At 64.0% G+C, this 23,996-nt stretch carries 20 protein-coding genes and 1 riboswitch; of the genes, 5 read left to right on the top strand and 15 right to left on the bottom strand.

Annotation, left to right across the window (positions count from 1 at the left end; genetic code table 11):
- Nucleotides 1-3 precede the first annotated feature (3 nt).
- The 15 genes from nuoN to MESCI_RS16535 form a co-directional block, all read right to left on the bottom strand.
- Complete coding sequence (nuoN, locus tag MESCI_RS16605) at nt 4-1,440, bottom strand: NADH-quinone oxidoreductase subunit NuoN (protein WP_013531102.1); 1,437 nt, start codon at nt 1,438-1,440, stop codon at nt 4-6.
- Between the two features lie 18 nt (nt 1,441-1,458).
- A complete protein-coding gene (locus tag MESCI_RS16600; protein WP_013531101.1) occupies nt 1,459-2,964 on the bottom strand; it encodes an NADH-quinone oxidoreductase subunit M in 1,506 nt (501 codons plus the stop codon).
- Nucleotides 2,964-4,937 (bottom strand): NADH-quinone oxidoreductase subunit L, encoded by a 1,974-nt coding sequence (nuoL, locus tag MESCI_RS16595; protein ID WP_013531100.1) that lies wholly within the window; start codon nt 4,935-4,937, stop codon nt 2,964-2,966. Before nuoL ends, MESCI_RS16600 begins: the two co-directional genes overlap by 1 nt.
- Before the next feature lie 10 nt (nt 4,938-4,947).
- Nucleotides 4,948-5,256: an NADH-quinone oxidoreductase subunit NuoK gene (gene nuoK, locus MESCI_RS16590; protein WP_010910101.1), complete on the bottom strand. Its 309-nt coding sequence runs from the start codon at nt 5,254-5,256 to the stop codon at nt 4,948-4,950.
- Nucleotide 5,257: 1 nt separating this feature from the next.
- Nucleotides 5,258-5,878 carry an NADH-quinone oxidoreductase subunit J gene (locus MESCI_RS16585; RefSeq protein ID WP_013531099.1) on the bottom strand — a complete coding sequence of 207 codons (621 nt, stop codon included), beginning with the start codon at nt 5,876-5,878 and terminating at the stop codon, nt 5,258-5,260.
- Between the two features lie 125 nt (nt 5,879-6,003).
- A complete protein-coding gene (gene nuoI / locus MESCI_RS16580; protein WP_013531098.1) occupies nt 6,004-6,495 on the bottom strand; it encodes an NADH-quinone oxidoreductase subunit NuoI in 492 nt (163 codons plus the stop codon).
- Nucleotides 6,495-7,538: an NADH-quinone oxidoreductase subunit NuoH gene (gene nuoH, locus MESCI_RS16575; protein ID WP_013531097.1), complete on the bottom strand. Its 1,044-nt coding sequence runs from the start codon at nt 7,536-7,538 to the stop codon at nt 6,495-6,497. The genes nuoI and nuoH overlap by 1 nt, the downstream gene beginning before the upstream one ends.
- A 2-nt stretch (nt 7,539-7,540) precedes the next feature.
- A complete protein-coding gene (nuoG, locus tag MESCI_RS16570) occupies nt 7,541-9,622 on the bottom strand; it encodes an NADH-quinone oxidoreductase subunit NuoG (protein WP_013531096.1) in 2,082 nt (693 codons plus the stop codon).
- 73 nt (nt 9,623-9,695) lie between these two features.
- Nucleotides 9,696-10,385 (bottom strand): NADH-ubiquinone dehydrogenase subunit, encoded by a 690-nt coding sequence (locus MESCI_RS16565; protein ID WP_013531095.1) that lies wholly within the window; start codon nt 10,383-10,385, stop codon nt 9,696-9,698.
- 71 nt (nt 10,386-10,456) lie between these two features.
- Entirely contained in the window at nt 10,457-11,761 is a 1,305-nt protein-coding gene (gene nuoF / locus MESCI_RS16560; protein ID WP_013531094.1) for an NADH-quinone oxidoreductase subunit NuoF, read from the bottom strand.
- 10 nt (nt 11,762-11,771) lie between these two features.
- The gene (locus tag MESCI_RS16555; RefSeq protein ID WP_013531093.1) at nt 11,772-13,052 is read right to left on the bottom strand and encodes an NADH-quinone oxidoreductase subunit E; all 1,281 of its coding nucleotides are present in this window, start codon (nt 13,050-13,052) and stop codon (nt 11,772-11,774) included.
- Nucleotides 13,053-14,243 carry an NADH-quinone oxidoreductase subunit D gene (locus MESCI_RS16550; protein ID WP_013531092.1) on the bottom strand — a complete coding sequence of 397 codons (1,191 nt, stop codon included), beginning with the start codon at nt 14,241-14,243 and terminating at the stop codon, nt 13,053-13,055.
- A complete protein-coding gene (locus tag MESCI_RS16545) occupies nt 14,244-14,846 on the bottom strand; it encodes an NADH-quinone oxidoreductase subunit C (protein WP_013531091.1) in 603 nt (200 codons plus the stop codon).
- Nucleotides 14,847-14,850: 4 nt separating this feature from the next.
- The gene (locus MESCI_RS16540; protein ID WP_013531090.1) at nt 14,851-15,432 is read right to left on the bottom strand and encodes a NuoB/complex I 20 kDa subunit family protein; all 582 of its coding nucleotides are present in this window, start codon (nt 15,430-15,432) and stop codon (nt 14,851-14,853) included.
- Complete coding sequence (locus MESCI_RS16535; protein WP_010910112.1) at nt 15,423-15,788, bottom strand: NADH-quinone oxidoreductase subunit A; 366 nt, start codon at nt 15,786-15,788, stop codon at nt 15,423-15,425. The genes MESCI_RS16540 and MESCI_RS16535 overlap by 10 nt, the downstream gene beginning before the upstream one ends.
- A gap of 331 nt (nt 15,789-16,119) precedes the next feature.
- Here MESCI_RS16535 and MESCI_RS16530 point away from each other — a divergent pair, with 331 nt between their 5' ends.
- The 5 genes from MESCI_RS16530 to cobG all read left to right on the top strand — a co-directional run bounded on the left by MESCI_RS16530 (nt 16,120) and on the right by cobG (nt 23,995).
- On the top strand, nt 16,120-17,319 hold the full coding sequence (locus MESCI_RS16530; protein ID WP_013531089.1) for a winged helix-turn-helix domain-containing protein: 1,200 nt from the start codon (nt 16,120-16,122) through the stop codon (nt 17,317-17,319).
- 30 nt (nt 17,320-17,349) lie between these two features.
- A riboswitch (cobalamin riboswitch) is annotated at nt 17,350-17,553 on the top strand.
- A 39-nt stretch (nt 17,554-17,592) separates the two neighbouring features.
- Nucleotides 17,593-18,021, top strand: coding sequence for a DUF1636 family protein (locus MESCI_RS16525; protein ID WP_013531088.1), 429 nt, complete (start codon nt 17,593-17,595; stop codon nt 18,019-18,021).
- 2 nt (nt 18,022-18,023) lie between these two features.
- Complete coding sequence (gene cobW, locus MESCI_RS16520; protein WP_013531087.1) at nt 18,024-19,061, top strand: cobalamin biosynthesis protein CobW; 1,038 nt, start codon at nt 18,024-18,026, stop codon at nt 19,059-19,061.
- Nucleotides 19,062-19,079: 18 nt separating this feature from the next.
- Nucleotides 19,080-22,505: a cobaltochelatase subunit CobN gene (cobN, locus tag MESCI_RS16515; protein WP_013531086.1), complete on the top strand. Its 3,426-nt coding sequence runs from the start codon at nt 19,080-19,082 to the stop codon at nt 22,503-22,505.
- The gene (gene cobG / locus MESCI_RS16510; protein WP_013531085.1) at nt 22,502-23,995 is read left to right on the top strand and encodes a precorrin-3B synthase; all 1,494 of its coding nucleotides are present in this window, start codon (nt 22,502-22,504) and stop codon (nt 23,993-23,995) included. The genes cobN and cobG overlap by 4 nt, the downstream gene beginning before the upstream one ends.
- Nucleotide 23,996 lies beyond the last annotated feature (1 nt).

The following is a 23,996-nucleotide window of genomic DNA, read 5'->3' as shown; positions in this document are numbered from 1 at the left end:
CGTCTAGAAAAACGTCTTGGCGGCGGCTTCGGCATAGGTGCCGATCGGCCCACCGATCAACACGTAGAACAGCACGAAGGCGCCGGAGACGCCGAGCACGACACGCAATTCCGTCGCCATCGGCACGAAGCCGCCGACCGGTTCGTCGAACCACATGATCTTGATGATGCGCAAATAGTAATAGGCGCCCACTACCGAGGCCAGCACGCCGATGATCGCCAGCGCGTAGAGATTGGCGTTGATGGCGGCGAGGAAGACGTACCATTTCCCCCAGAAGCCGGCGAGCGGTGGAATGCCGGCGAGTGAGAACATCAGGATGGTCAGGATCGTCGCCATGACCGGATTGGTCGACGACAGGCCGGCCAGGTCGCTGATCTGCTCGACATTGCCTTCCTTGCGCCGCATGGCGAGGATGAAGGCGAAGGTGCCGAGCGTCATCACCAGATAGATCAGCATGTAGATGGCAACGCCGCGCACGCCGGCCTGGCTGTTGGCGGCAAGGCCGACCAGCGCGTAACCCATATGGCCAATCGAGGAATAGGCCATCAGGCGCTTGATGTTGGTCTGCCCGATTGCGGCGAAGGAGCCGAGTGCCATCGAGGCGATCGAGATGAAGACGATGATCTGCTGCCAGTCGGCGGCGATCGGCTTGAACGCGCCCATGGTGACGCGCACGATCAGTGCCATCGCCGCCATTTTCGGCGCCGCCGCCAGGAAGGCCGTCACCGGAGTCGGCGCGCCCTCATAGACGTCAGGCGTCCACATGTGGAACGGCACCGCGGAAATCTTGAAGGCAAGGCCGGCCAGCACGAAGACGAGGCCGAAAACGAGGCCAAGCTGGCGCTCGCCGCTGCCGAGTGCCGTGGCGATTTCCTGGAAGCCGGTGTTGCCGGTGTAGCCGTAGACCAGGCTGATGCCATAGAGCAGCATGCCCGACGACAGCGCACCGAGAACGAAATATTTGAGGCCCGCTTCGGTCGAGCGCAGATTGTCGCGGTTGATCGCGCACAGCACATAGATCGCCAGCGACTGCAGCTCGAGGCCGAGATAGAGGCCGATCATGCTGTTGGCCGAGATCATCAGCATCATGCCGAGCGTGCACAGCAGGATCAGCACCGGATATTCGAACTTGTCGAAACGCTCCGCCTTGGCGAAGCGCATCGACATCACCAGCGTCACCGCCGAGCCGACCAGTGCCAGCACCTTCATGAAGCGGCCGAAGGAATCCTGGATGAAGGCATTGCCATAAGCGCTGCCCTGCCCGGTTCGGAAGATCAGCCAGGCGCCCGCGATCGCCAGCACGGCAACCGCGAGGCCGGTTACCGTGTTGGCCGTGTTGGCGCGCGAATAGGCTCCGACCATCAGCAGCGCCAGCGCGCCGACGGCAAGGATCAGCTCTGGCGTCGAGAGCGACAGGCTGGAGAGAAGGTCCGGCGTCATGGTTCGCAAAACCTCTGGTCAGTTCGCCGCCGCGGTCTGCGCGGCGCCGATGGATGCAGCGACATTGGTGACGAGCGACTTGACCGATTGGGCCGTCGCGTCGAAGACCGGGGCGGGATAGACGCCGAAGAAGATGACCAGCACGACCAGCGGGTAGATGATCACCTTCTCGCGCGGCGACAGGTCGAGCAGTCCCTTAAGGCTCTCCTTGGTCAGTGCGCCGAAGATCACCCGGCGGTAGAGCCAGAGCGCGTAGGCGGCCGACAGGATGACGCCGGTGGCGGCGAAGAACGCCACCCATGTGTTGACCCGGAACACGCCGAGCATGGTCAGGAACTCGCCGACGAAGCCGCTGGTACCGGGCAGACCGACATTGGCCATGGTGAAGATCAGGAACACCGTGGCGTATTTCGGCATGTTGTTGACCAGCCCGCCATAGGCCGCGATCTCACGTGTGTGCATGCGGTCGTAGATGACGCCGACGCACAGGAACAGCGCGCCGGAGACGAGGCCGTGGCTGAGCATCTGGAAGATCGCGCCCTGCACGCCTTCCTGGTTCATGGCAAAGATGCCCATGGTGACGAAGCCCATATGGGCAACCGACGAATAGGCGATCAGCTTCTTCATGTCCTCCTGCATCAGCGCCACCAGCGAGGTGTAGATGATAGCGACGACGGACAGCGCGAAGACCAGCGGCGCGAACATTTCCGACGCCAGCGGGAACATCGGCAAGGAGAAGCGCAGTAAGCCGTACCCGCCCATTTTCAACAGGATGCCGGCCAGGATGACGGAGCCCGCCGTCGGCGCCTCGACGTGCGCGTCGGGCAGCCAGGTGTGCACCGGCCACATCGGCATCTTCACCGCGAAGGAGGCGAAGAAGGCAAGCCACAGCCAGGTCTGCATGTTGGCCGGGAAGTTGTGGGTCAGCAGCGTCGGGATGTCGGTTGTTCCGGACTGGAAGAACATCGCCATGATGGCGAGCAGCATCAGCACCGAACCGGCCAGCGTGTAGAGGAAGAACTTGAACGAGGCATAGACGCGCCGCTTGCCGCCCCAGACACCGATGATGATGAACATCGGGATCAGGCCGGCTTCGAAGAAGACGTAGAACAGCACGATATCCAACGCGCAGAACACGCCGATCATCAGCGTTTCGAGCAGCAGGAAGGCAATCATGTAGGCCTTCACGCGCTTCTCGATCGATTCCCACGAGGCCAGGATGCAGAGCGGCATCAGGAAGGTCGTCAGGATGACGAACAGCATCGAGATGCCGTCGACGCCCATATGGTAGGAAATGCCGGAATCGAGCCAGGCGACCTTCTCGACGAACTGGAAGCCGGACTGCGAATTGTCGAATCCGGTCCAGATGAACAGCGAGATGATGAACGTGAACGTCGTCGTCAACAGCGCGATGGCGCGGATGTTGCGGCGTGCATTTTCGCTGTCGTCATTGATGAACAGGATAAGCAGCACACCAACCAGCGGCAGGAAGGTGACCAGCGAGAGGATTGGCCAGGCGGTCATCAGAGCATCATCCAGGTGACGAGTGCGGCAACGCCGATCAGCATGGCGAAGGCGTAGTGGTAGAGATAGCCGGTCTGCAGCTTGACGACGCGGTTGGTGACATCGACGACGCGCGCCGAAATACCGTCGGGGCCGAGGCCGTCGATGACGGTGCCGTCGCCGGTCTTCCACAGGAAGTGGCCGAGGCGCTTGGCGGGCCGCACGAACAAGAAGTCGTAGAGCTCGTCGAAATACCACTTGTTGAGCAGGAAGGCGTAGAGCCCGCGATGCTGCGCGGCCAGGTTGACCGGCATTTCCGGCGAGCGGATGTAGAATTTCCAGGCCAGCGCGAAGCCGATCAGCATGGCGATGAAGGGCGACAGTTCGACCCACAGCGGCAATTCGTGGATGTCGTGCAGGATGTGATTGTCAGGCAATGTGAACAGCGATGCCTTCCAGAACTCGGCATAGCCCTCGCCGATGAAGGCGTTGTGGAAGATGACGCCGGCAAACAGCGCGCCCGCAGCTAGGATGAACAGCGGCACCAGCATCACCGGCGGCGATTCATGGACATGGTGCATCACCTCATGGCTCGCCCGCGGCTTGCCGTGGAAGGTCATGAAGATCAGCCGCCAGGAGTAGAAGGAGGTGAAGCAGGCGGCGATGACCAAAAGCACGAAGGCCATGCCGGCAACCGAATTGTGGCCGGCAAAGGCGCTCTCGATGATGGCGTCCTTGGAAAAGAAGCCGGCGGTGCCGATGACCGTCACCGGAATGCCGACGCCGGTCAGCGCCAGCGTGCCGATCACCATCATCCAGTAGGTGGTCGGGATCAGTTTCCTGAGGCCGCCCATCTTGCGCATGTCCTGCTCGTCGGACACGGCGTGGATGACCGAGCCCGAGCCGAGGAACAGCAGCGCCTTGAAGAAGGCATGCGTGAACAGGTGGAAGATCGCCGCGCCATAGGCGCCGACGCCGAGCGCCACGAACATGTAACCGAGCTGCGAGCAGGTCGAATAGGCGATGACGCGCTTGATGTCGTTCTGGACGAGACCGACGGTGGCCGCGAAGAAGGCCGTGAAGGCACCGATGAAGGTCACGACCGTCAGCGCCGAATGCGACAGTTCGAACAGCGGCGACAACCGCGCCAGCATGAACACGCCCGCCGTCACCATGGTGGCGGCATGGATCAGGGCCGAAACCGGCGTCGGGCCCTCCATGGCGTCCGGCAGCCAGGTGTGCAGCGGCACTTGCGCCGACTTGCCCATGGCGCCCATGAACAGGAGCAGGCAGACGATCGTCATGGCCGCCTGCTTGTCCAGCGCATGGCCGAGGAAAGTCAGCACCGCGGCACCCTGCGGCGCGCCTTCAGCGGGGATGAACGTCGCCGCATTGGCGAAGATGGTGCCCAGATTGACCGAGCCGAACAGCACGAACACGCCGAAGATGCCGAGCGCGAAGCCGAAATCGCCGACGCGGTTGACGACAAAGGCCTTGATTGCCGCGGCATTGGCCGACGGCTTCTTGTACCAGAAGCCGATCAGCAGATAGGACGCCAGCCCCACCCCTTCCCAGCCGAAGAACATCTGCACGAGGTTGTCCGCCGTCACCAGCATCAGCATGGCGAAGGTGAACAGCGACAGGTAGGCGAAGAAGCGCGGCCGGTTCGGATCGTGGTGCATGTAGCCGATCGAATAGATGTGGACCAGCGCCGACACGGTGTTGACCACCACCAGCATGACCACCGTCAGCGTGTCGATCCGGAGCGCCCAGGACGCTTCCAGCCCACCCGACTGTATCCAGCGCAGCACGGGCACGGTGAACACCTCGCCATGGCCGAAACCGACGGTGAAGAACGCGACCCACGACAGCACGGCCGCGACCACCAGGAAACCCGAGGTGATGTATTCGGACGCCTTGGCGCCGAGCGACGTGCCGAACAGGCCGACGATCAGGAAGCCGAGCAGGGGAAGGAAGACGATGGCCTGATACATGGTGGTTCCGTCAACCCTTCATCATGTTCACGTCTTCGACCGCGATCGAGCCGCGGTTGCGGAAGAAGACGACGAGAATGGCAAGTCCGATGGCGGCTTCGGCCGCCGCGACCGTCAGCACGAACAGCGCGAACACCTGGCCGACCAGATCGCCGAGTGCTGCCGAAAAGGCGACGAAGTTGATGTTGACCGCCAGCAGGATCAGCTCGACCGACATCAGGATGACGATGACGTTCTTGCGGTTCAGGAAGATGCCGAACACGCCGAGCGTGAACAGAACAGCCGATACGGTCAGATAATGTGCGATGCCGACAACCATCTCAGAGTCCCTCGCCTGTCTTGACCTTGCGGATTTCCATGCCGGTCGCCGGTGTGCGGCCGACCTGGGCTGCGATCGACTGCCGCTTGACGCCTGGCTTGTGGCGCAGCGTCAGCACGATGGCGCCGATCATGGCGACCAGCAGCACGAGGCCCGAAATCTGGAAGTAGTAGAGGTAGTCCGTATAGAGGATGTCGCCGAGCGCGGCGGTATTGGTCCGCGTGGCAAGATCCGGAATGGGCTTGGAGACCGTCGAAGCGAGCTGCGGCGCGAAGGTGTAGCCGCCGAGAACCACGATCAGCTCCGCCGCCAGGATCAGCCCGACCAGCGCGCCGATCGGCGCATATTGCAGGGCGCCGCTCTTCAGTTCGGCGAAATCGACGTCGAGCATCATGACGACGAACAGGAACAGAACCATCACCGCGCCGACATAGACGACGAGCAGGATCATCGCCAGGAACTCGGCGCCGGTCAGCATGAACAGGCCGGCGGCGTTGAAGAAGGTCAGGATCAGGAACAGCACCGAATGCACGGGGTTGCGCGACGAAATGACCATGAACGCCGATGCCACCGCGACAAAGGCGAAGAGGTAGAAAAAGGCCGCCTCTAGTCCACTCAACATTGGGGATCCCCCGGGTTCCTGTACAAACAGGACAACCGTCCTGTTTCGATGTTTGCTGCCGCCTCCGGCCGCAAGTTTCGTTGTGTCCTTAGACGAGGCCCCTCGCCCCGTCCATGCGTCAAATATCAGCGGTAGGGCGAGTCCAGCGAGATGTTGCGCGCCAGCTCGCGCTCCCACCGGTCGCCATTCGCCAACAGTCTGTCCTTGTCGTAGTAGAGTTCCTCGCGCGTCTCCGTCGCGAACTCGAAATTCGGCCCCTCGACAATGGCGTCGACCGGGCAGGCTTCCTGGCAGAAGCCGCAATAGATGCACTTCACCATGTCGATGTCGTAGCGCACCGTGCGGCGGGTGCCGTCGTTGCGGCGCGGGCCGGCCTCGATGGTGATGGCCTGCGCCGGGCAGATCGCCTCGCACAATTTGCAGGCAATGCAGCGTTCCTCGCCGTTCGGGTAACGGCGCAACGCATGCTCGCCGCGGAAGCGCGGGCTGGTCGGCCCCTTCTCGTGCGGATAGTTGATCGTCTCCTTCGGCGCGAAGAACTGGCGCATCGACAGGAAGAAGGCGCTGACGAAATCCTGCAGCAGCAGCGATTTGGCGGCTTGGGAAAGAGCGGACATCACGCAAACCCCGTGATCTTGAGGAAGGCCGCGGTGGCGACCACCATGAACAGCGAGATCGGCAGGAACACTTTCCAGCCAAGCCGCATCAATTGGTCGTAGCGGTAGCGCGGCACGAAGGCCTTCACCATGGAGATGCCGAAGAACACGAAGCAGACTTTCAGCACGAACCAGATGACGCCCGGCACCCAGGTGAACGGCGCGAAGTCGAACGGAGGCAGCCAGCCGCCGAGGAACAGGATGGTGGCCAGCGCGCACATCAGCACGATGGCGACATACTCGCCGAGGAAGAACAAAAGGAACGGGGTCGACGAATATTCGACCATGTGGCCGGCGACCAGTTCCGATTCGGCTTCCACCAGATCGAAGGGCGGGCGGTTCGTCTCGGCCAGCGCCGAGATGAAGAAGATGATGAACATCGGGAACAGCGCCAGCCAGTTCCAGTCGAGGAAGGTGTTGGGCAGGCCAAGCCGCGTACCAATTCCGTCATGCTGCGACAGCACGATATCGGTGAGGTTGAGCGAGCCGGCGGTGAGCAGAACGGTGACGATGACGAAGCCGATCGAGACTTCGTAGGACACCATCTGCGCGGCCGAGCGCAGCGCGCCGAGGAACGGATATTTCGAGTTCGACGCCCAGCCGCCCATGATCACGCCGTAGACCTCGAGCGAGGAGATGGCGAAGACATAGAGGATGCCGACATTGACGTTGGCGATCGCCCAGCCGTGGCTGACCGGGATGACCGCCCAGGCCGAGATCGCCAGCACGGCCGACACCAGCGGCGCCAAAAGAAACACGCCCTTGTTGGCGCCGGACGGGATGACCGGCTCCTTGAAGACGAACTTCAACAGATCGGCGAAAGCCTGCAGCGTGCCCCAGGGGCCGACGACGTTCGGGCCACGGCGCAATTGCACCGCCGCCCAGATCTTGCGGTCGGCGTAGAGGATGTAGGCGACGAAGATCAAAAGAACGACGATCAGCACGACTGACTTCAACAGGATCAGCAGCGCCGGCAGCACGTAGAAGGAGAAGAAAGTGTCCATGCTTATTCCGCCGCCTGCTTGAAGCCGCTCTTGGCCAGTGCCGAGCATTCCGCCATCACGGCCGATGCCCGCGCGATCGGGTTGGTCAGGTAGAAATCCTTCACCGGCGAGGTGAAGGTGCCCTTGTTCAGCCGTCCGCCGAGCTTCGCCACCTCGGCGATATCCTCGGCGTTGCCGGCCGCGACCTGGTCGATACGGGCCAGATGCGGGTATTCGCCATAAAGCTTGGCGCGCAGCTGCGGCAGCGAATCGAACGGCAGTTTCTTGCCGAGCACATCCGACAGCGCCCGCAGGATCGCCCAGTCCTCGCGCGCCTCGCCCGGCGCGAAGCCGGCGCGGTTGGTCTGCTGCACACGCCCTTCGGTGTTGACATAGGTGGCCGATTTTTCCGTGTAGGCGGCCGCCGGCAGGATGACATTGGCGCGGTGCGCGCCCTGGTCGCCATGCGTGCCGATATAGACGACGAAGGCGCCGCCGGTCTTGGCCATGTCGATCTCGTCGGCGCCGAGCAGGAACAAGAGCTCCATTTCGCCCAGCATGCCGGCAACGTTTCTGCCGCCCTCGCCCGGCACGAAGCCGAGATCGAGACCGCCGACGCGCCCGGCCGCATTGTGCAGCACGGCAAAGCCGTTCCAGTCGGCGCGAGCAGCGTTGACGGCGGCCGCGAGCTTGGCCGCCTGGCCGAGCACGGCCGCGCCATCGGCACGCGCCAGCGCGCCCTGTCCCACGATGATCAGCGGGTGTGTCGCCTTCTTCAGCGTCTGGAAGAACTTGCCGTTGCCGTTGGCCAAATCCCCAAGCGAATCCGGCCCGGCGCCCAGCTGTTCGTAATCGTAGCGGGTATCGCCGACATCGCCGATGACGCCGACCGGCAGATTGCCGGTCCGCCAGCGCTTGCGGATACGGGCATTGAGCACCGAGGCTTCATAGCGTGGGTTGGCGCCGATGATCAGCACCGCATCGGCCTGCTCGATGCCTTCGATGGTCGGGTTGAAGATGTAGCTCGCACGGCCGAGCGCCGGGTCGAGTGCGGCGCCATCCTGGCGGCAATCGGTGTTCTTCGAGCCGAGCGAAGCCATCAGCAGCTTGAGCGCATAGGTTTCTTCGACGGCGGCGAGATCGCCCGCGATAGCGCCGATCTTTTCGGGCGCCGTCTTCGACACCGCGTCCTTGATCGCGGCGAAGGCCTCGGCCCAGCTGGCAGCAACCAGCCTGCCGTCCTTGCGCACATAGGGGCGGTCAAGGCGTTGCGTGCGCAGGCCGTCCCAGATGAAGCGGGTCTTGTCGGAGATCCACTCCTCGTTCACCGCCTCGTTGACGCGCGGCAGGATGCGCATCACTTCGCGGCCCCGGCTATCGACGCGGATCGCCGAGCCGACGGCATCCATCACGTCGATGGATTCGGTCTTGGTCAGCTCCCACGGCCGCGCCTGGAAGGCGAATGGCTTCGAGGTCAGCGCGCCGACCGGGCAAAGGTCGATGACATTGCCCTGCAGCTCCGAGGTCATCGCCTGTTCGAGATAGGTGGTGATCTCGGCATCCTCGCCACGGCCGATCAGGCCCAGTTCGGAAATGCCGGCGACTTCGGTGGTGAAGCGGACGCAGCGCGTGCAGTGGATGCAGCGGTTCATCACCGTCTTCACCAGCGGTCCGATGTATTTGTCTTCGACCGCGCGCTTGTTCTCGTGATAGCGCGAGGAATCGACGCCGAAGGCCATCGCCTGGTCCTGCAGGTCGCATTCGCCGCCCTGGTCGCAGATCGGGCAATCCAGCGGATGGTTGATCAGCAGGAACTCCATCACGCCTTCCCTGGCCTTCTTGACCATCGGCGTGTTGGTGAAGATTTCCGGTGCCTCGCCATTCGGGCCGGGACGCAGGTCGCGCACGTTCATGGCGCAGGAGGCCTGCGGCTTGGGCGGCCCGCCCTTCACCTCGATCAGGCACATGCGGCAATTGCCGGCGATCGACAGCCGCTCATGGAAGCAGAAGCGCGGCACTTCCGCGCCAGCGTCTTCCGCCGCCTGCAGCAGCGTGTAGTGGTCGGGTACAGTGATCTCTTTCCCGTCGACCTTGAGCTTTGCCATTCGCCTCAAACCCCTGCGGAGTTCCCGCAATCTCTTTTTCCGGACGCGGTCGAGACCACGTCGGGCACTTCATTCACTTCTTGACGGCGAGCGCCGCCGCTTGGGCTGTCCAATCGTCGCGGCCGATGCGGCCGCCGAGCGACAGATAGTCTTCGACCCAGGCAACCTCTTGCGGCGTCCATGCCGCGATCTGGGCATACGTCCAGATACCGAGGCCGTTGAGAACCTTCTCCAGCTTGGGCCCGATGCCGGATATCGCCTTGAGATCCGCCGGTTTCGCCGGCTTCTGCATGGCCTTGGGCTGCCTGAAATCCTCGGGCAACAGCACATCGCCGACGCCGCTTGTTGCTGGAGCGGCGTTTGCGGCCGGCACGGCAGTTGCGGCTTCCTTGGCGGCAATATCGGTGACCTCCCTGGCGAAGGACTGCGCCTCGGCGATCATTGTTTTCGCCGTTGCCCGTGCCTTGGTGGAGGAAGGACTCGGTTCATCGAACTGGGCGACGCGCGCCTCGAAATCATCGACGATCGGCTGCAGCAGCCGTTGCGAGGCTTCTGCCGCACCTGAAAACGCGCCCAGCCAGACGCCGAAAGCATGATTGGCAAGCCCGAGGCCAAGCGCCGACATCGCCGCCGCACCCGCCACAGGATGCACGAAAAGGTTGACGGCACTGGCCATCTCCTTCGGCATCATCCTGGTCAAGTCCTGGTTCATCTTGTCGATCTGGTCCAAATTGGGCATCAGCGGGTTCGAATACGGCGCCATAGAGTTCTCCTGGTCGTTTCGTCGTTCGCCCCGCCCTTCGCTGCGGACTTTCGTCCGCGTAAAACGTTCTTCTATTCCGCCGCCACCATCACAGGCTCGGCCCGGTGCGCATTGCGCGAAAACTCGTCGATGCGCCGCTCCACTTCGCCGCGGAAATGCCGCATCAGGCCCTGGATCGGCCATGCCGCCGCGTCGCCCAGCGCGCAGATCGTATGGCCTTCGATCTGCTTGGTGACGTCGAGCAGCATATCGATCTCGCGCTTCTGCGCCTCGCCGCGCACCAGCCGTTCCATCACCCGCCACATCCAGCCGGTGCCTTCGCGGCATGGCGTGCACTGGCCGCAGCTCTCGTGCTTGTAGAAGTAGGAAAGCCGCGCGATCGCCTTCACGACATCGGTCGACTTGTCCATGACGATGACAGCCGCGGTTCCAAGGCCGGATTTGAGGTCGCGCAGCGCGTCGAAATCCATCGGCGCGTCGATGATCTGCTCGGCCGGCACCAGCGGCACCGAAGCGCCGCCCGGTATGACCGCCAAAAGATTGTCCCAGCCGCCGCGAATGCCGCCGCAATGCGTCTCGATCAGTTCGCGGAACGGGATCGACATCGCCTCTTCGACCGTGCACGGATTGTTGACATGGCCGGAGATGCAAAACAGCTTGGTGCCGACATTGTTGGGCCGGCCGAAGGACGAGAACCAGGCCGCACCGCGGCGCAGGATGGTCGGCGCAACCGCGATCGATTCGACATTGTTGACCGTGGTCGGGCAGCCATAGAGGCCGACATTGGCCGGGAATGGCGGCTTCAGCCGCGGCTGGCCCTTCTTGCCTTCGAGGCTTTCGAGGAGCGCTGTCTCCTCGCCGCAGATATAGGCGCCGGCGCCGTGGTGCATGTAGATGTCGAAATCGTAGCCGGAGGTGTTGTTCTTGCCGATCAGCTTGGCCTCATAGGCCTCCTCGATCGCGCGCTGCAGCGCCTCGCGCTCGCGGATGAACTCGCCGCGCACATAGATGTAGGCGGCAACCGCACCCATGGCGAAACCGGCAAGCAGCGCGCCCTCGACCAGCGTGTGCGGGTCGTTGCGCAGGATGTCGCGGTCCTTGCAGGTGCCGGGCTCGGATTCGTCGGCGTTGATCACGAGATAGCTCGGCCGGCCATCGCTCTGCTTGGGCATGAACGACCATTTGAGGCCGGTCGGAAAGCCGGCGCCGCCACGGCCGCGCAGGCCCGACGCCTTCATCTCGTTGACGATCCACTCGCGGCCCTTGGCGACGATGCCGGGCGTGTTATCCCAGGCGCCGCGCGCCATCGCGCCGGCCAAGGACTTGTCGAACAGGCCGTAGATATTGGTGAAGATGCGGTCTTTATCCCCGAGCATTTTTCGTCCCTCAGACCGGCTTCTTGCCGAAGACGCGGATGTATTCGGCGACGCCACCCTTGGCGAGCGCCTTGGCCTGCTTGACCCAGTCGTCGCGATCGATGCGGCCCTGGAAAGAGAGATAGCCATCCACCCACTCGCGTTCGGCCTTCTTCCACGACGCGACCTGCGCGAAGGTAAAGATGCCCAGCGTATGCAGGATGCCCTCGATCTTGGGGCCGACGCCGGAGATCAGTTTGAGGTCATCGACCTGTGCCGGCCTGTCGATGCCGGCCGGGCGGTTCTTGTCCCCGAGCGACGGTTTGGCCGGCTTGGCGGCCGGTACCTTGACCTCTGGCGCCTTGAAGGCGGAGGCCGGCTCGGCCTTGGTGATGGGGCCACTGCGCTGCTTGGAAACCTGCTCGACTTTGGAGTCTGCCTTGTTGGCATTGGCGGCCGAATGCAGTGGAGCGGCAACACTCGCCGCCTTTTCAACCGCCGGCGCGACCTTGGTTTTTGAAGGCGTCTTCAACGCCGGGCTGGTTTCAGGGGCGTCGGTCTTCGGCTTGCTGGTGTTGGACGGTGCGACAGGGGCCGCGGCCGGCGCCGGCACCGGCGCTGCGACGATCGCGTCGGGTGCCGCCCTGGCGGCCTTGGCCGCCTCCCTGGCTTCCCTGTCGCGGGTCGACTTGAGGATCGCCTTTTCGCTCTTCAGCGTGGTGAGGCCGGAGGCCGGCTCCGAGCCGGTGCGGCCATTCTGCGGCCCCGGTTCCACCGCAGCACCCTTGCCGGCGTCATAGAGATCGATGATTTCAGCCAGGCGTTCCGGCGTCAGATCCTCGAACGTGTCCTTGAAGATCATCACCATCGGCGCGTTGACGCAGGCACCGAGGCATTCCACCTCTTCCCAGGACAAGGTTCCCTTGTCGTTGGTGTGGAACTGGTCGTGATGGACTTTGGAGCGGCAGACATCCATCAGCGCTTCCGAACCGCGCAGCATGCAGGGCGTGGTGCCGCAGACCTGGATGTGCGCACGCGTGCCGACCGGATTCAACTGGTACTGCGTGTAGAAGGTCGCGACTTCCAGCCCGCGGATGCGCGGCATGCCGAGCATGTCGGAGATCGTCTCGATCGCCGCCTTCGTCACCCAACCTTCCTGCTCCTGTGCTATCATCAGAAGCGGGATGATGGCCGACTGTTCACGGCCCTTCGGGTACTTCTTGATCCATTGCTTCGCAGCCGCGGCATTCGCCCGGTTGAAGGCGAAGGATGCTGGCTGGACGCTGGCTTCTGCGAGACGGCGGACTGACATTTAGCGATCGACCTCACCAAACACGATGTCGAGGGAGCCGAGAACGGCGGTGATGTCGGCCAGCATGTGGCCGCGGCAGAGGAAATCCATCGCCTGCAGATGCGCGAAACCCGGCGCGCGCAGCTTGCAGCGGTAGGGCTTGTTGGAGCCGTCGGAAACCAGATAGACGCCGAATTCGCCCTTCGGCGCCTCGACAGCGGCGTAAACCTCGCCGGCCGGCACGCGATAACCCTCGGTGTAGAGCTTGAAGTGATGGATCAGCGCTTCCATCGAGCGCTTCATTGCCTGGCGCTTGGGCGGCACCACCTTGCCATCGAGGTTCGACACCGGGCCGGTGCTCTCCTTGCCGAGCAAAAGGTCGACGCACTGGCGCATAATCTTCGCCGACTGGCGCATTTCTTCCATGCGCACGAGGTAGCGGTCGAAGCAGTCGCCGTTCTTGCCGATCGGAATATCGAAATCCATCTCCGAATAGCATTCATAGGGTTGCGACTTGCGCAGATCCCAGGCTGCACCCGAGCCACGCACCATCACGCCCGAAAAACCCCAGGCCCAGGCATCCGCCAGCGAGACGATGCCAATATCGACATTGCGCTGCTTGAAGATGCGGTTGCCGGTCAGCAGCCGGTCGAGGTCGTCGATCGACTTCAGGAACGGGTCGATCCACTTGCCGATGTCCTCGACCAGTTGACGCGGCAGGTCCTGATGGACGCCGCCGGGCCGAAAATAAGCGGCATGCATGCGCGAACCGGAGGCGCGCTCATAGAACACCATCAGCTTTTCGCGTTCGACGAAGCCCCACAGCGGCGGCGTCAGCGCACCGACGTCCATCGCCTGCGTCGTCACATTGAGGATGTGCGACATGATGCGGCCGATCTCGCTGTAGAGAACGCGGATCACCTGGCCACGCTTCGGCACCTCGATGCCGAGCAGACGCTCGGCGGCCAGCGCAAAGGCATGTTCCTGGTTCATCGGCGCGCAATAGTCGAGCCGGTCGAGATAGGGTACCGCCTGCAGATAGGTTTTGGCTTCGATCAGCTTTTCGGTACCGCGATGCAGCAGTCCGATATGCGGATCGACGCGATCGACGACTTCGCCGTCCAGCTCCAGCACAAGGCGCAAAACGCCGTGCGCCGCGGGGTGTTGCGGGCCGAAATTGATGTTGAAGTTGCGGACGGAGGTTTCAGCCATTTACTGCTTTGCCTTCTCGTCACCCGGCAGCACGTAATCCGTACCTTCCCACGGGGACAGAAAATCGAAATTGCGGAATTCCTGCTTGAGCTCGACCGGCTCATAGATAACGCGCTTGGCCTCGTCGTCGTAGCGCACCTCGACGAAGCCGGTCAGCGGGAAATCCTTGCGCAAGGGATGGCCTTCGAAGCCATAGTCGGTCAGCAGGCGGCGCAGGTCGGGATGGCCGGAGAACAAAACGCCGTAGAGATCGTAGGTCTCGCGCTCGAACCAGTCGGCGCCGGGATAGACGCCGGTGATCGACGGCACCATGGTTTCCTCGTCGGCCTGCACCTTGACGCGGACGCGCACATTCTGCTTCGGCGACAACAGGTGATAGACGACGTCGAAACGCTTGGCCCGCGACGGATAGTCGGCGCCGCAGACATCGATGATCGAGATGAACTGGCAGCGCGCATCGTCGCGCAGGAAGGTCATCACCTCGACCAGATCGCGCGGCTCGACATGGATGGTGAGTTCGCCATAGGCGATATCAGCCTCGTTCACGCGGCCGATCAGCTTCTCGCCGAGATAGGTCGACAGTTCGCTCAGGGATGCGGTCATGGATTTACCGTTCGATCGTGCCGGTGCGGCGGATCTTCTTCTGCAAGAGAAGAATGCCGTAGAGCAGCGCTTCGGCGCTCGGCGGACAGCCGGGCACATAGATGTCGACCGGCACGATGCGGTCGCAGCCGCGCACCACCGAATAGGAATAGTGGTAATAGCCGCCGCCATTGGCGCAGGAGCCCATCGAGATGACGTAGCGCGGCTCCGGCATCTGGTCGTAGACCTTGCGCAGCGCCGGCGCCATCTTGTTGGTCAGCGTGCCGGCGACGATCATGATGTCGGACTGGCGCGGAGACGCGCGTGGCGCGACGCCGAACCGCTCCGAATCATAGCGCGGCATCGAGGTGTGGATCATCTCGACCGCGCAGCAGGCGAGGCCGAACGTCATGAACATCAGCGACCCGCTGCGCGCCCAGGTGATGAGCGCCTCGGTCGAAGTGACCAGAAAGCCCTTGTCGGCCAACTCGTTGTTGATCTCGAGGAAGAAGGGATCGTCCTCCCCCACCGGCCTGCCGGTGTTGGGATCGATGATGCCCTTGGGCTTCGGCGCGACGAGGGTGCCTGAACTGTCGTTCAATCCCATTCCAGCGCTCCTTTTTTCCATTCATAGGCAAAGCCGATGGTCAGCACCGCCAAAAAAACCATCATCGACCAGAAACCGAGCATGCCGATCTTCGAAAACGACACCGCCCACGGAAACAGGAAGGCTACTTCCAGGTCGAAGATGATGAACAGGATCGACACCAGGTAGAAACGGATGTCGAACTTCATGCGGGCGTCGTCGAACGAGTTGAAACCGCACTCGTAGGCGGAAAGCTTTTCGGGATCGGGATTGCGGTAGGCCACCAGGAAGGGCGCGGCCAGCAGCGCCAGGCCGACAACCAGCGCCACGCCTATGAACAGGACGATGGGCAGGTATGAGCTCAAGAGTGCGTTCATGCTCGGCTTTCCGTTGGCGCCAATCCACGTTGATTACAGCACCGGACCCTAATGCGGAAGCGTGACAGTTTAACCGCTGAACCGTTTTAAGGGCCTATGCTGCAACGCGGCGAGGGTTAGCGCAGCACTTCCAGCGAAGCAAGTCAAACCTTGTTCAAAACATCGACCTGGACGGCATATCGCGGCAAACTGGTCCGATCCGCTCCTGTTTGATTTCCTTCGCTTTTTACTCCACTTTTCTCTCCTGACATGGATGCCGCCAAAACCCTGCTAGCATGGGTTGGAATCAGCCATTCGACCCTCGGTCAAAACACGTCAAAGTGATACCTGCATGAAGGAAAAGATCTCGCTCCCGATGGCCCGGCGCATCGCCCTTGCCGCCCAGGGGTTCCTCGATCCTCGCCCGACCGGCACGCCCGACCGCCGGCATTTTGCCCGCACCCTCTCCCGCACCGGCCTGTTGCAGATCGATTCCGTCAGCGCGGTGGTGCGCGCTCATTATATGCCGCTCTATTCGCGCCTTGGCCCCTACCCGTTCTCGCTGCTCGACAACGCGGCCGTGACGCGCAAGCGCATGGTTTTCGAATATTGGGCGCACGAGGCCTCCTTCCTGCCGGTCGAGACATACCCGCTGATGCGCTGGCGCATGCAGCGCGCCGAGCGGGGCGAGGAAATGTATCTGGGTCTCGCCAAATGGGGCCGCGAGCACGCCGCCTACATCGAAGAGATCTACCGCGAGGTCGCCGAGCGCGGCCCGATCGCCGCTTCCGCGCTGGAGGGCCAGAAAGGTTCGGGCGGCTGGTGGGGCTGGAGCCATGCCAAACACGCCTTCGAATGGCTGTTCTGGGCCGGCCGCATCACCACGGCGCACCGCCGCGGTTTCGAGCGCTTCTATGACCTGCCCGAGCGCGTGCTGCCGCAGGCGATCCTCGATCTGCCGGTGCCGACGCCTGAGGACGCGCACCGCGAATTGCTGCGCATTTCCGCCCGCGCCCACGGCGTGGCGACTTCAGGCGATTTGCGCGACTATTTCCGCCTGTCGCCGGCCGATATGAAAGGCCGGTTGGAGGAACTGGTTCAAACGGGCGAGTTGCTGCCGGTGCGTGTCGAAGGCTGGGACAAGCCGGCGTATCTTCACCGGGACGCCCGTCTGCCGCGCAAAGTCGGGGCCCGCGCCTTGCTGGCACCCTTCGATCCGGTCGTCTTCGAGCGCTCGCGCACCGAGCGGCTGTTCGATTTCCACTACCGCATCGAGATCTACACACCGGCCGACAAGCGGCAGTATGGCTATTATGTCCTGCCGTTCCTGCTCGGCGACCGGATCGTGGCGCGCATCGACCTCAAGGCCGATCGCCCGGCCAGCATACTGCGGGTCCATGCGGCCTATGCCGAGCCCGGTGCGCCGCCTGAAACCGCTGCGGAGCTGTTCGAGGAATTGAAGCAGATGCAAGGTTGGCTCGGGCTCGAACGCATCGAAGTGACGCCTGCCGGCGATTTGGGCGCGGCGCTGGCCGACATAGCCGTGTCGTAAGCTCGCGTTGACACCGCCGCCCGCAAAAGCCTAAATCCGGTTCCAGATGGTCCCTTGCCCGCAACGGCAAGGGCTAAGAGGGAATGCGGTGCCGGGCAAAATCCCAAATCCGCGGCTGTCCCCGCAACTGTAAGCGAAGAGCCAAGGCCGAAAACCACTGGGAATTCCCGGGAAGGCGGCTACCCAAGGCGATGACTCGCGAGCCAGGAGACCTGCCGTCTGCGACTGTAGAATCCGATCGCCCGGCGGGTTTCCGGGCAAGGAGCCCGATCTTTGGACCACGACAGCAGTTTTTCGGCTGGCACAGCGGATATTTCGTCCGGCCATGATGATGCCTTGGCCGGCGTCACCATCATCGTCTGCGGCTCCTGCCGCAATGAGACCGGCTCCGACGCTCATCCCCGCGCCGGCGAGTTGCTGACGGACGACACGCGCCGCGCCGCCGCTGGCGACGATATCCGCATCCGCAGCGTCGAATGCCTTGGCAATTGCAAGCGGCGCCTCAGCGCCGCGATCCTGCGCGACGGCTGCTGGAGCTATGTCTTCGGCGACCTGACCGCGACCAGCGGCGCCGACCTCGTGACAGGCGCAAAGCTCTTCGCCACCTCGAAAGATGGCCTGATCCCGTGGCGTGGCCGCCCCGATAGCCTCAAGCGCGGCCTCGTGGCCCGCATTCCACCCATCGACATGCTGAAGGATTGACCATGACCACTTCCGTATCCCGCGTTCCCTGCACCGTCGTCACCGGCTTCCTCGGCGCCGGCAAGACGACGCTGGTCCGCCATCTCCTGGAAAACGCCGGCGGCAAGCGCATCGCCATCATCGTCAACGAATTCGGCGACATCGGCATCGATGGCGAGATCCTCAAGGGATGCGGTATCGACACCTGCCCCGAGGAAAACATCGTAGAACTGGCCAATGGCTGTATCTGCTGCACTGTCGCCGATGATTTCGTCCCGGCGCTCGACCAAATCCTGTCGCTGACGCCGAAGGTCGACCATATCCTGATCGAAACCTCGGGCCTGGCACTGCCCAAGCCGCTGGTCCAGGCCTTTCAGTGGCCGAGCGTGAAAAGCCGGGTGACCGTCGATGGCGTCATCGCCGTGGTCGACGGACCGGCATTGGCCGAAGGCCGCGTCGCCAACGACATGGAGGCCCTCCAGGCGCAGCGCGCCGGGGACGAGACGCTCGACCACGACGATCCGGTGGAAGAACTGTTCGAGGACCAGATCGCCTGCGCCGACCTGATCATCCTGTCGAAGAGCGACCTGATGGACGCCGCCGGCACCGCCCGCGCCAATGCCATCATTGGCGAACACTCCGCCCGCGCGGTGAAGATCGTGCCGACCTCGCATGGCAAGGTCGATCCCTCGGTGCTGCTCGGGCTCGGTCTCGCCGTCGAGGACGACATCGAAAACCGCAAGTCCCATCATGACGGCGCATTCGACCACGAGCATGACGACTTCGACACGTTCATCGTCGACATTGCCTCGATCGCCAATCCGGACGAGCTGGCAAAGCGTGTCGCCACGGTCGCCGAAGAAGAGAACGTGCTGCGCGTAAAAGGCTTCGTCGAGGTCGGCGGCAAGCCGATGCGGCTCTTGCTGCAGGCCGTCGGGCCGCGCGTCAATCATTACTATGACCGCGCCTGGACCGCGCAGGACGACCGCCGTTCGCGCCTCGTCGTCATCGGCCTGAAGGGGCTGAACCGCCCGGCGATCGAGCGTATACTCGCCGGCTGATTTCGGACACGGATTGCGATGCACATCCTAACCACGACATCCGCCTCGCTCGACGACCTCGCCGAGCCGGTCGATCTGCGGCAGACGCCGGCGGATATCGTGGCCCTGTCCTTCACCGACAGCGACCTCGCCGGACTGGCGGCGGCGTGGAGGACCGATGCCGGCCGCCTGCCCTCGATGCGGCTGTCCGCACTGCGCGACCTGCGCCATCCCATGTCCGTCGACCTCTGGGTCGACCGCGTCGCCCGCCATGCCAAGATCATCCTCGTGCGCATCCTCGGCGGCTACGACTGGTGGCGCTACGGCTGCGACCAGCTTGCCTCGACCGCCCGCGAACGCGGCATAAAACTGGCGCTGCTGCCCGGCGAATGCCGCGACGAGGATCTGCGCCTGATCGAAGCCTCGACGCTGCCGCGCCAAGAACTTGACGCTCTGCTCGACTATTTCCGCGAGGGCGGCCCGGCGAATATGGGCGCGCTGGTGCGGAGGTTGGCGCGGCTGGCGGGGTCGGATGCGGAAGTTATCGGCCCGGTGGTGGTGCCGAAAGCTGGTTTTTACGTGCCTGGAAGTGGAGTTGTAGAGAAGCCGGACTTATCGAATGCTGGCGCTTACAACGCCAACGCTCCTATCATCCCCATCCTGTTCTATCGCTCGATGCTGCTGGCCGCCGATGTCGCGCCCATCGATGCGCTTGTTGAAGCGCTGCGGCAGCGCGGCATCGACCCAGTCCCGATCTTCGTCTCCAGCCTCAAGGACCCAACCTCCCTCGCCTTCGTGGAAACAGCACTGACGGCGCTGAAGCCCGCCGCCATCATCACCGCGACCGCCTTCGCCTCAGGCGCCGAACCCGGCATCGAAACGCTGTTCGACCGCGCCGGCGTGCCTGTCTTCCAGGTCATCGTCGCCACCACCCGCCGCGACATCTGGCAAAACAACCAGCGTGGCCTGGCACCCGCCGACCTCGCCATGCACGTCGTGCTGCCCGAACTCGACGGCCGCGTCCTCGCCGGCGCCATTTCCTTCAAGGGCGAGACCGAGACCGATCCCGCACTCGGCCACCGCGCCTTCGCCAACCGGCCGGAACCGGATCGCGTGGCGCAGGTCGCTGACCGCGTCGCGGCCTTCATCAAGTTGCAGGAGACGCCCCGCGCCGGGCGCAAGCTGGCCATCCTGATCCCGGATTACCCTAGCGCTCCTGGCCGCACCGGCTACGCCGTGGGCCTCGACGTGCCGTCCAGCGTGCTCGCCATGCTGCATGACCTGAAGGAGCAGGGCTATGTGGTTGAGGGAATTCCGGAGACGCCGCGTGGGTTGCTGGATTTGCTTGAGCGGAGTGCCGACGGGTTGGGGCTGGACGATTATCTCGCTCTTTCGACGGAATTGCCGACAGGTGCAATTGCTGCAGTCGAGGCTGCTTGGGGGAAGGCAGAAGACGAGACAGGTTTGCGCGAGGCGCCCCCCTCTGTTCTACCGGAGGGGGGCGCCTCGCGCCAACCTTCGCGACCGACCACTGCACGTTTCCCCTTCCGCGCCGCCACCTTCGGCAACGTCACCATCGCCCTCGCCCCCGACCGCGGCTGCTCCGTCGACCGCCGCGCCGACTACCACGACCCGACGCTGCCCCCGCGCCATGCGCTGATCGCCTTCGGCCTCTGGCTGCGCAAGTCGCTCGGCGTTCACGCGCTGGTCCATGTCGGCGCCCATGGCACGCTTGAATGGCTGCCGGGCAAAACCGTTGCTCTGTCGGAAAACTGCTTTCCGGAGATCGTCACCGGTCCCCTGCCCGTCATCTATCCCTTCATCGTCTCCAACCCGGGCGAAGCGGCGCAGGCCAAGCGGCGCATTGCCGCCGTCACCCTTGGCCATTTGCCGCCACCGCTGACCGGCGCCGGGCTGGACGAAAACCAGCACAAGCTCGAGCGGCTGGTCGATGAATATGCCCAGGCCGACGGGCTCGACCGTCGCCGCCGTGACCGACTGGCGAAACTGATCGTCGACACCGCGCAAAAAACCGGTCTCGCCTCTGAAGCCGGCGTTGCCAGAACCGACGCGCCCGACGAGGCCTTGCGCCGCATCGATGCCTGGCTCTGCGACCTCAAGGATTTCGCCATCAAGGACGGGCTGCATATCTATGGCCGCGCTCCGGAGGATGAGCCGGACGCCATGCGCCGGCAAAGTGCTGAAGCCGAGAAGACGGCGCTGCTCGCCGCGCTCGATGGCCGCCACGTCAAGGCTGGGCCGGCCGGCGCGCCTATGCGCGGCCGCTCGGACGTCTTGCCTACCGGCCGCAATTTGTTCACCTCGGACCCGCGCACCATGCCGACGCCGACCGCCTATGATCTGGGCAGGGCAGCGGCGGAGGAAGTCGTGCGCGGCTACATGCAGTCGCATGGCGACTGGCCACGCTCGCTGGTCATCGATCTCTGGGGCTCGGCATCGCTGCGCACCGGCGGCGAGGAGATCGCTCAAGGCCTGGCGCTGATGGGCTGCCGGCCGCAATGGGATTCGGCGACCGGCCGCATCACCGGCATCGAAGTGCTGCCGCCGGCCATGCTGGGCCGTCCGCGCGTCGATGTCACCTGGCGCATATCCGGCCTGTTCCGCGACATGTTCCCGACCCAAATCGCGCTGATCGATGCCGCAGCCAACGCGGTTGCCGCGCGCGACGAGGAGGATTCGGAAAACCCGCTCGCGGCCAAGACCCGCGCCGACGGCAAGATCAGCCCGCGCATTTTCGGCACCTCGCCGGGCACATACGGCGCCGGCGTCGAGGATATCTTGTCCTCCGGCAACTGGAGCGCGCGCGACGAAATCGGCCGCGCCTATCTCGACGCTACATCGCACGCCTATGGCGGCGCCGGGGGCGAAGGCATCTCCGCACCCGGCGCCTTCGAGGGCCGCATCGCCGAAGCCGATCTTCTCGTCCACACCGGCGACGACCCCGGCCGCGACATCCTCGAGGGCTCCGCCGATGTCGCCTTCATCGGCGGCTTTTCCGCAGCAGTTGCGGCGCTCGGCAGGAATGCCGACGTCATCGTGCTCGACACCACGGACCCGCAAAAGCCGAAGCCACGCTCGATCAGTGAGGCCGTAGCGCGCGTCGTGCGTGCCCGCGCCGTCAATCCACGCTTCATATCAGGCCAGATGCGCCACGGCCCGCGCGGCGCCTCGGAATTCGCCGAAACCGTCGACCGGCTGATTGGCTTCGCCGAAACCACGCACGCCATTTCGGGAACGCTGATCGAGGCGGTTCATGATGCCTATCTAGGCGATCCCATGGTCCGCGCCTTCATCCTGCGCGAGAACCCCGCCGCGGCAAAAATCATTGCCGAACGCTTCCTGTCGGCGCGCCGGCGTAGTCTCTGGCACCCCTTGCGCAATTCCATCGACGACGATCTCGCAGCCCTGATCGCCGAGGCAGAAGCGCTTGGAGTGGCGGCATGAGCGCCTTCTCGCGCCGCGGCGCCTGTCCGGCTTTGTCGGCGCCGATGCAAACCGGCGACGGCCTGCTGGTGCGGCTCAACCCGGTCGCTGGGGGGATGTCGCCAGAGTCGTTGATCGGACTAGCCGAATCCGCCTTGCGGCACGGCAACGGCATCATGGAAGTCACCGCGCGCGGCAGCCTGCAGATACGCGGCCTGACGGCGCAAAGTGCTGCGCTGCTGGCGGCGGAGGTCGATGCGCTTGATATTGCGGTTCGCACCGGCGTGCCGGTCGAGACCGGGCCGCTGGCCGGCATTGATCCGCAAGAGATTGCCGATCCCCGGCCGCTGGCTGAACGTATCAGGGCTGCGATCGAAGAAGCTGGGCTCGTACAACGCCTAGGGCCGAAGGTGTCGGTCGTCGTGGACGGCTGCGGGCAACTCGCCATGGATGCGGTCACGGCCGACGTGCGGCTTGCTGCAACGCGCACCGATGCGGGAGTTCGGTGGCGCGTGTCTGTCGCGGGTGACGGGAGGAATGCGAGGCCGCTGGCGTTTGCCGATCAAGGTGCGGCGCGCGATATTGCCGTTGCAGCTCTAAGGATGGTTGCAGAGAAAGGCCGCGAGGCCCACGCAAGGGATTTATCGGAGAGGCAATTAGTGTCTTTGGCGGGTTGGCTGTGCTCGACGAGTTTGCGCGAGGCGCCCCCCTCTGTCCTGCCGGACATCTCCCCCTCAGGGGGGGAGATTGGCAGCTTCGACGCCGGCTTTTCCTTAACAGCACCGGAGATTGGCGAAACCATCGGTGACGGCGTAATCTCCCCCCTAGAGGGGGAGATGTCCGGCAGGGCAAAGGGGGGCGCCTCGCGCAAACCCATCGGCCTTTTCCCCTTAGCCGGCCATGCCACCGCCCTCGGCATCGCCCTGCCCTACGGCAGCATGCCGGCGGACAACATCATCGCCCTCGCCCAACACGCCCTCACCCTCGGTACAACCGAAATCCGCCTCGCCCCCGGTCGCGCCCTGCTCTTCCTCGGTCAGCCAACCGCCGCCAACCGCCCCCTCCAGCACACAGCCGCCACCCTCGGCTTCGTCATCGCCCCCGCCGACCCGCGCACGCGCATTGCCGCTTGCCCGGGCATGCCGGCCTGCGCCTCCGGCCGCATCGCCACACGCGACATCGCCGAGACGATAGCCGCTGAAACAGCCGACATCCTCGACTTCACCCTTCACATTTCCGGCTGTGCCAAAGGCTGCGCCCACCCCGGTCCGGCAGCGCTGACGATCGTCGGCGGCGAAAATGGAGCCGGACTTGTCGTGAACGCGACGGCAAAGGCCCTTCCTGCCGGCTACAGGCCGGGCTATGACGCCGCGCGCGGCATCGGCCGCGTCGCGGCGATGATCCGCAGCACACGATATCAAGGTGAAACCGCCGCCGCTTGCCTGACAAGGCTCGGGCCGGCCGGTATCGCCGAGGCCTACCGACAGGCCCAAACTGAAAAACGGAAATGAG

Origin of the sequence: Mesorhizobium ciceri biovar biserrulae WSM1271, assembly GCF_000185905.1 — a bacterium.
Classification (GTDB): Bacteria; Pseudomonadota; Alphaproteobacteria; order Rhizobiales; family Rhizobiaceae; genus Mesorhizobium; species Mesorhizobium ciceri.
The sequence above is the reverse complement of the archived record's forward strand: the minus strand, read 5'-3'. Positions and strand labels throughout refer to the sequence as shown.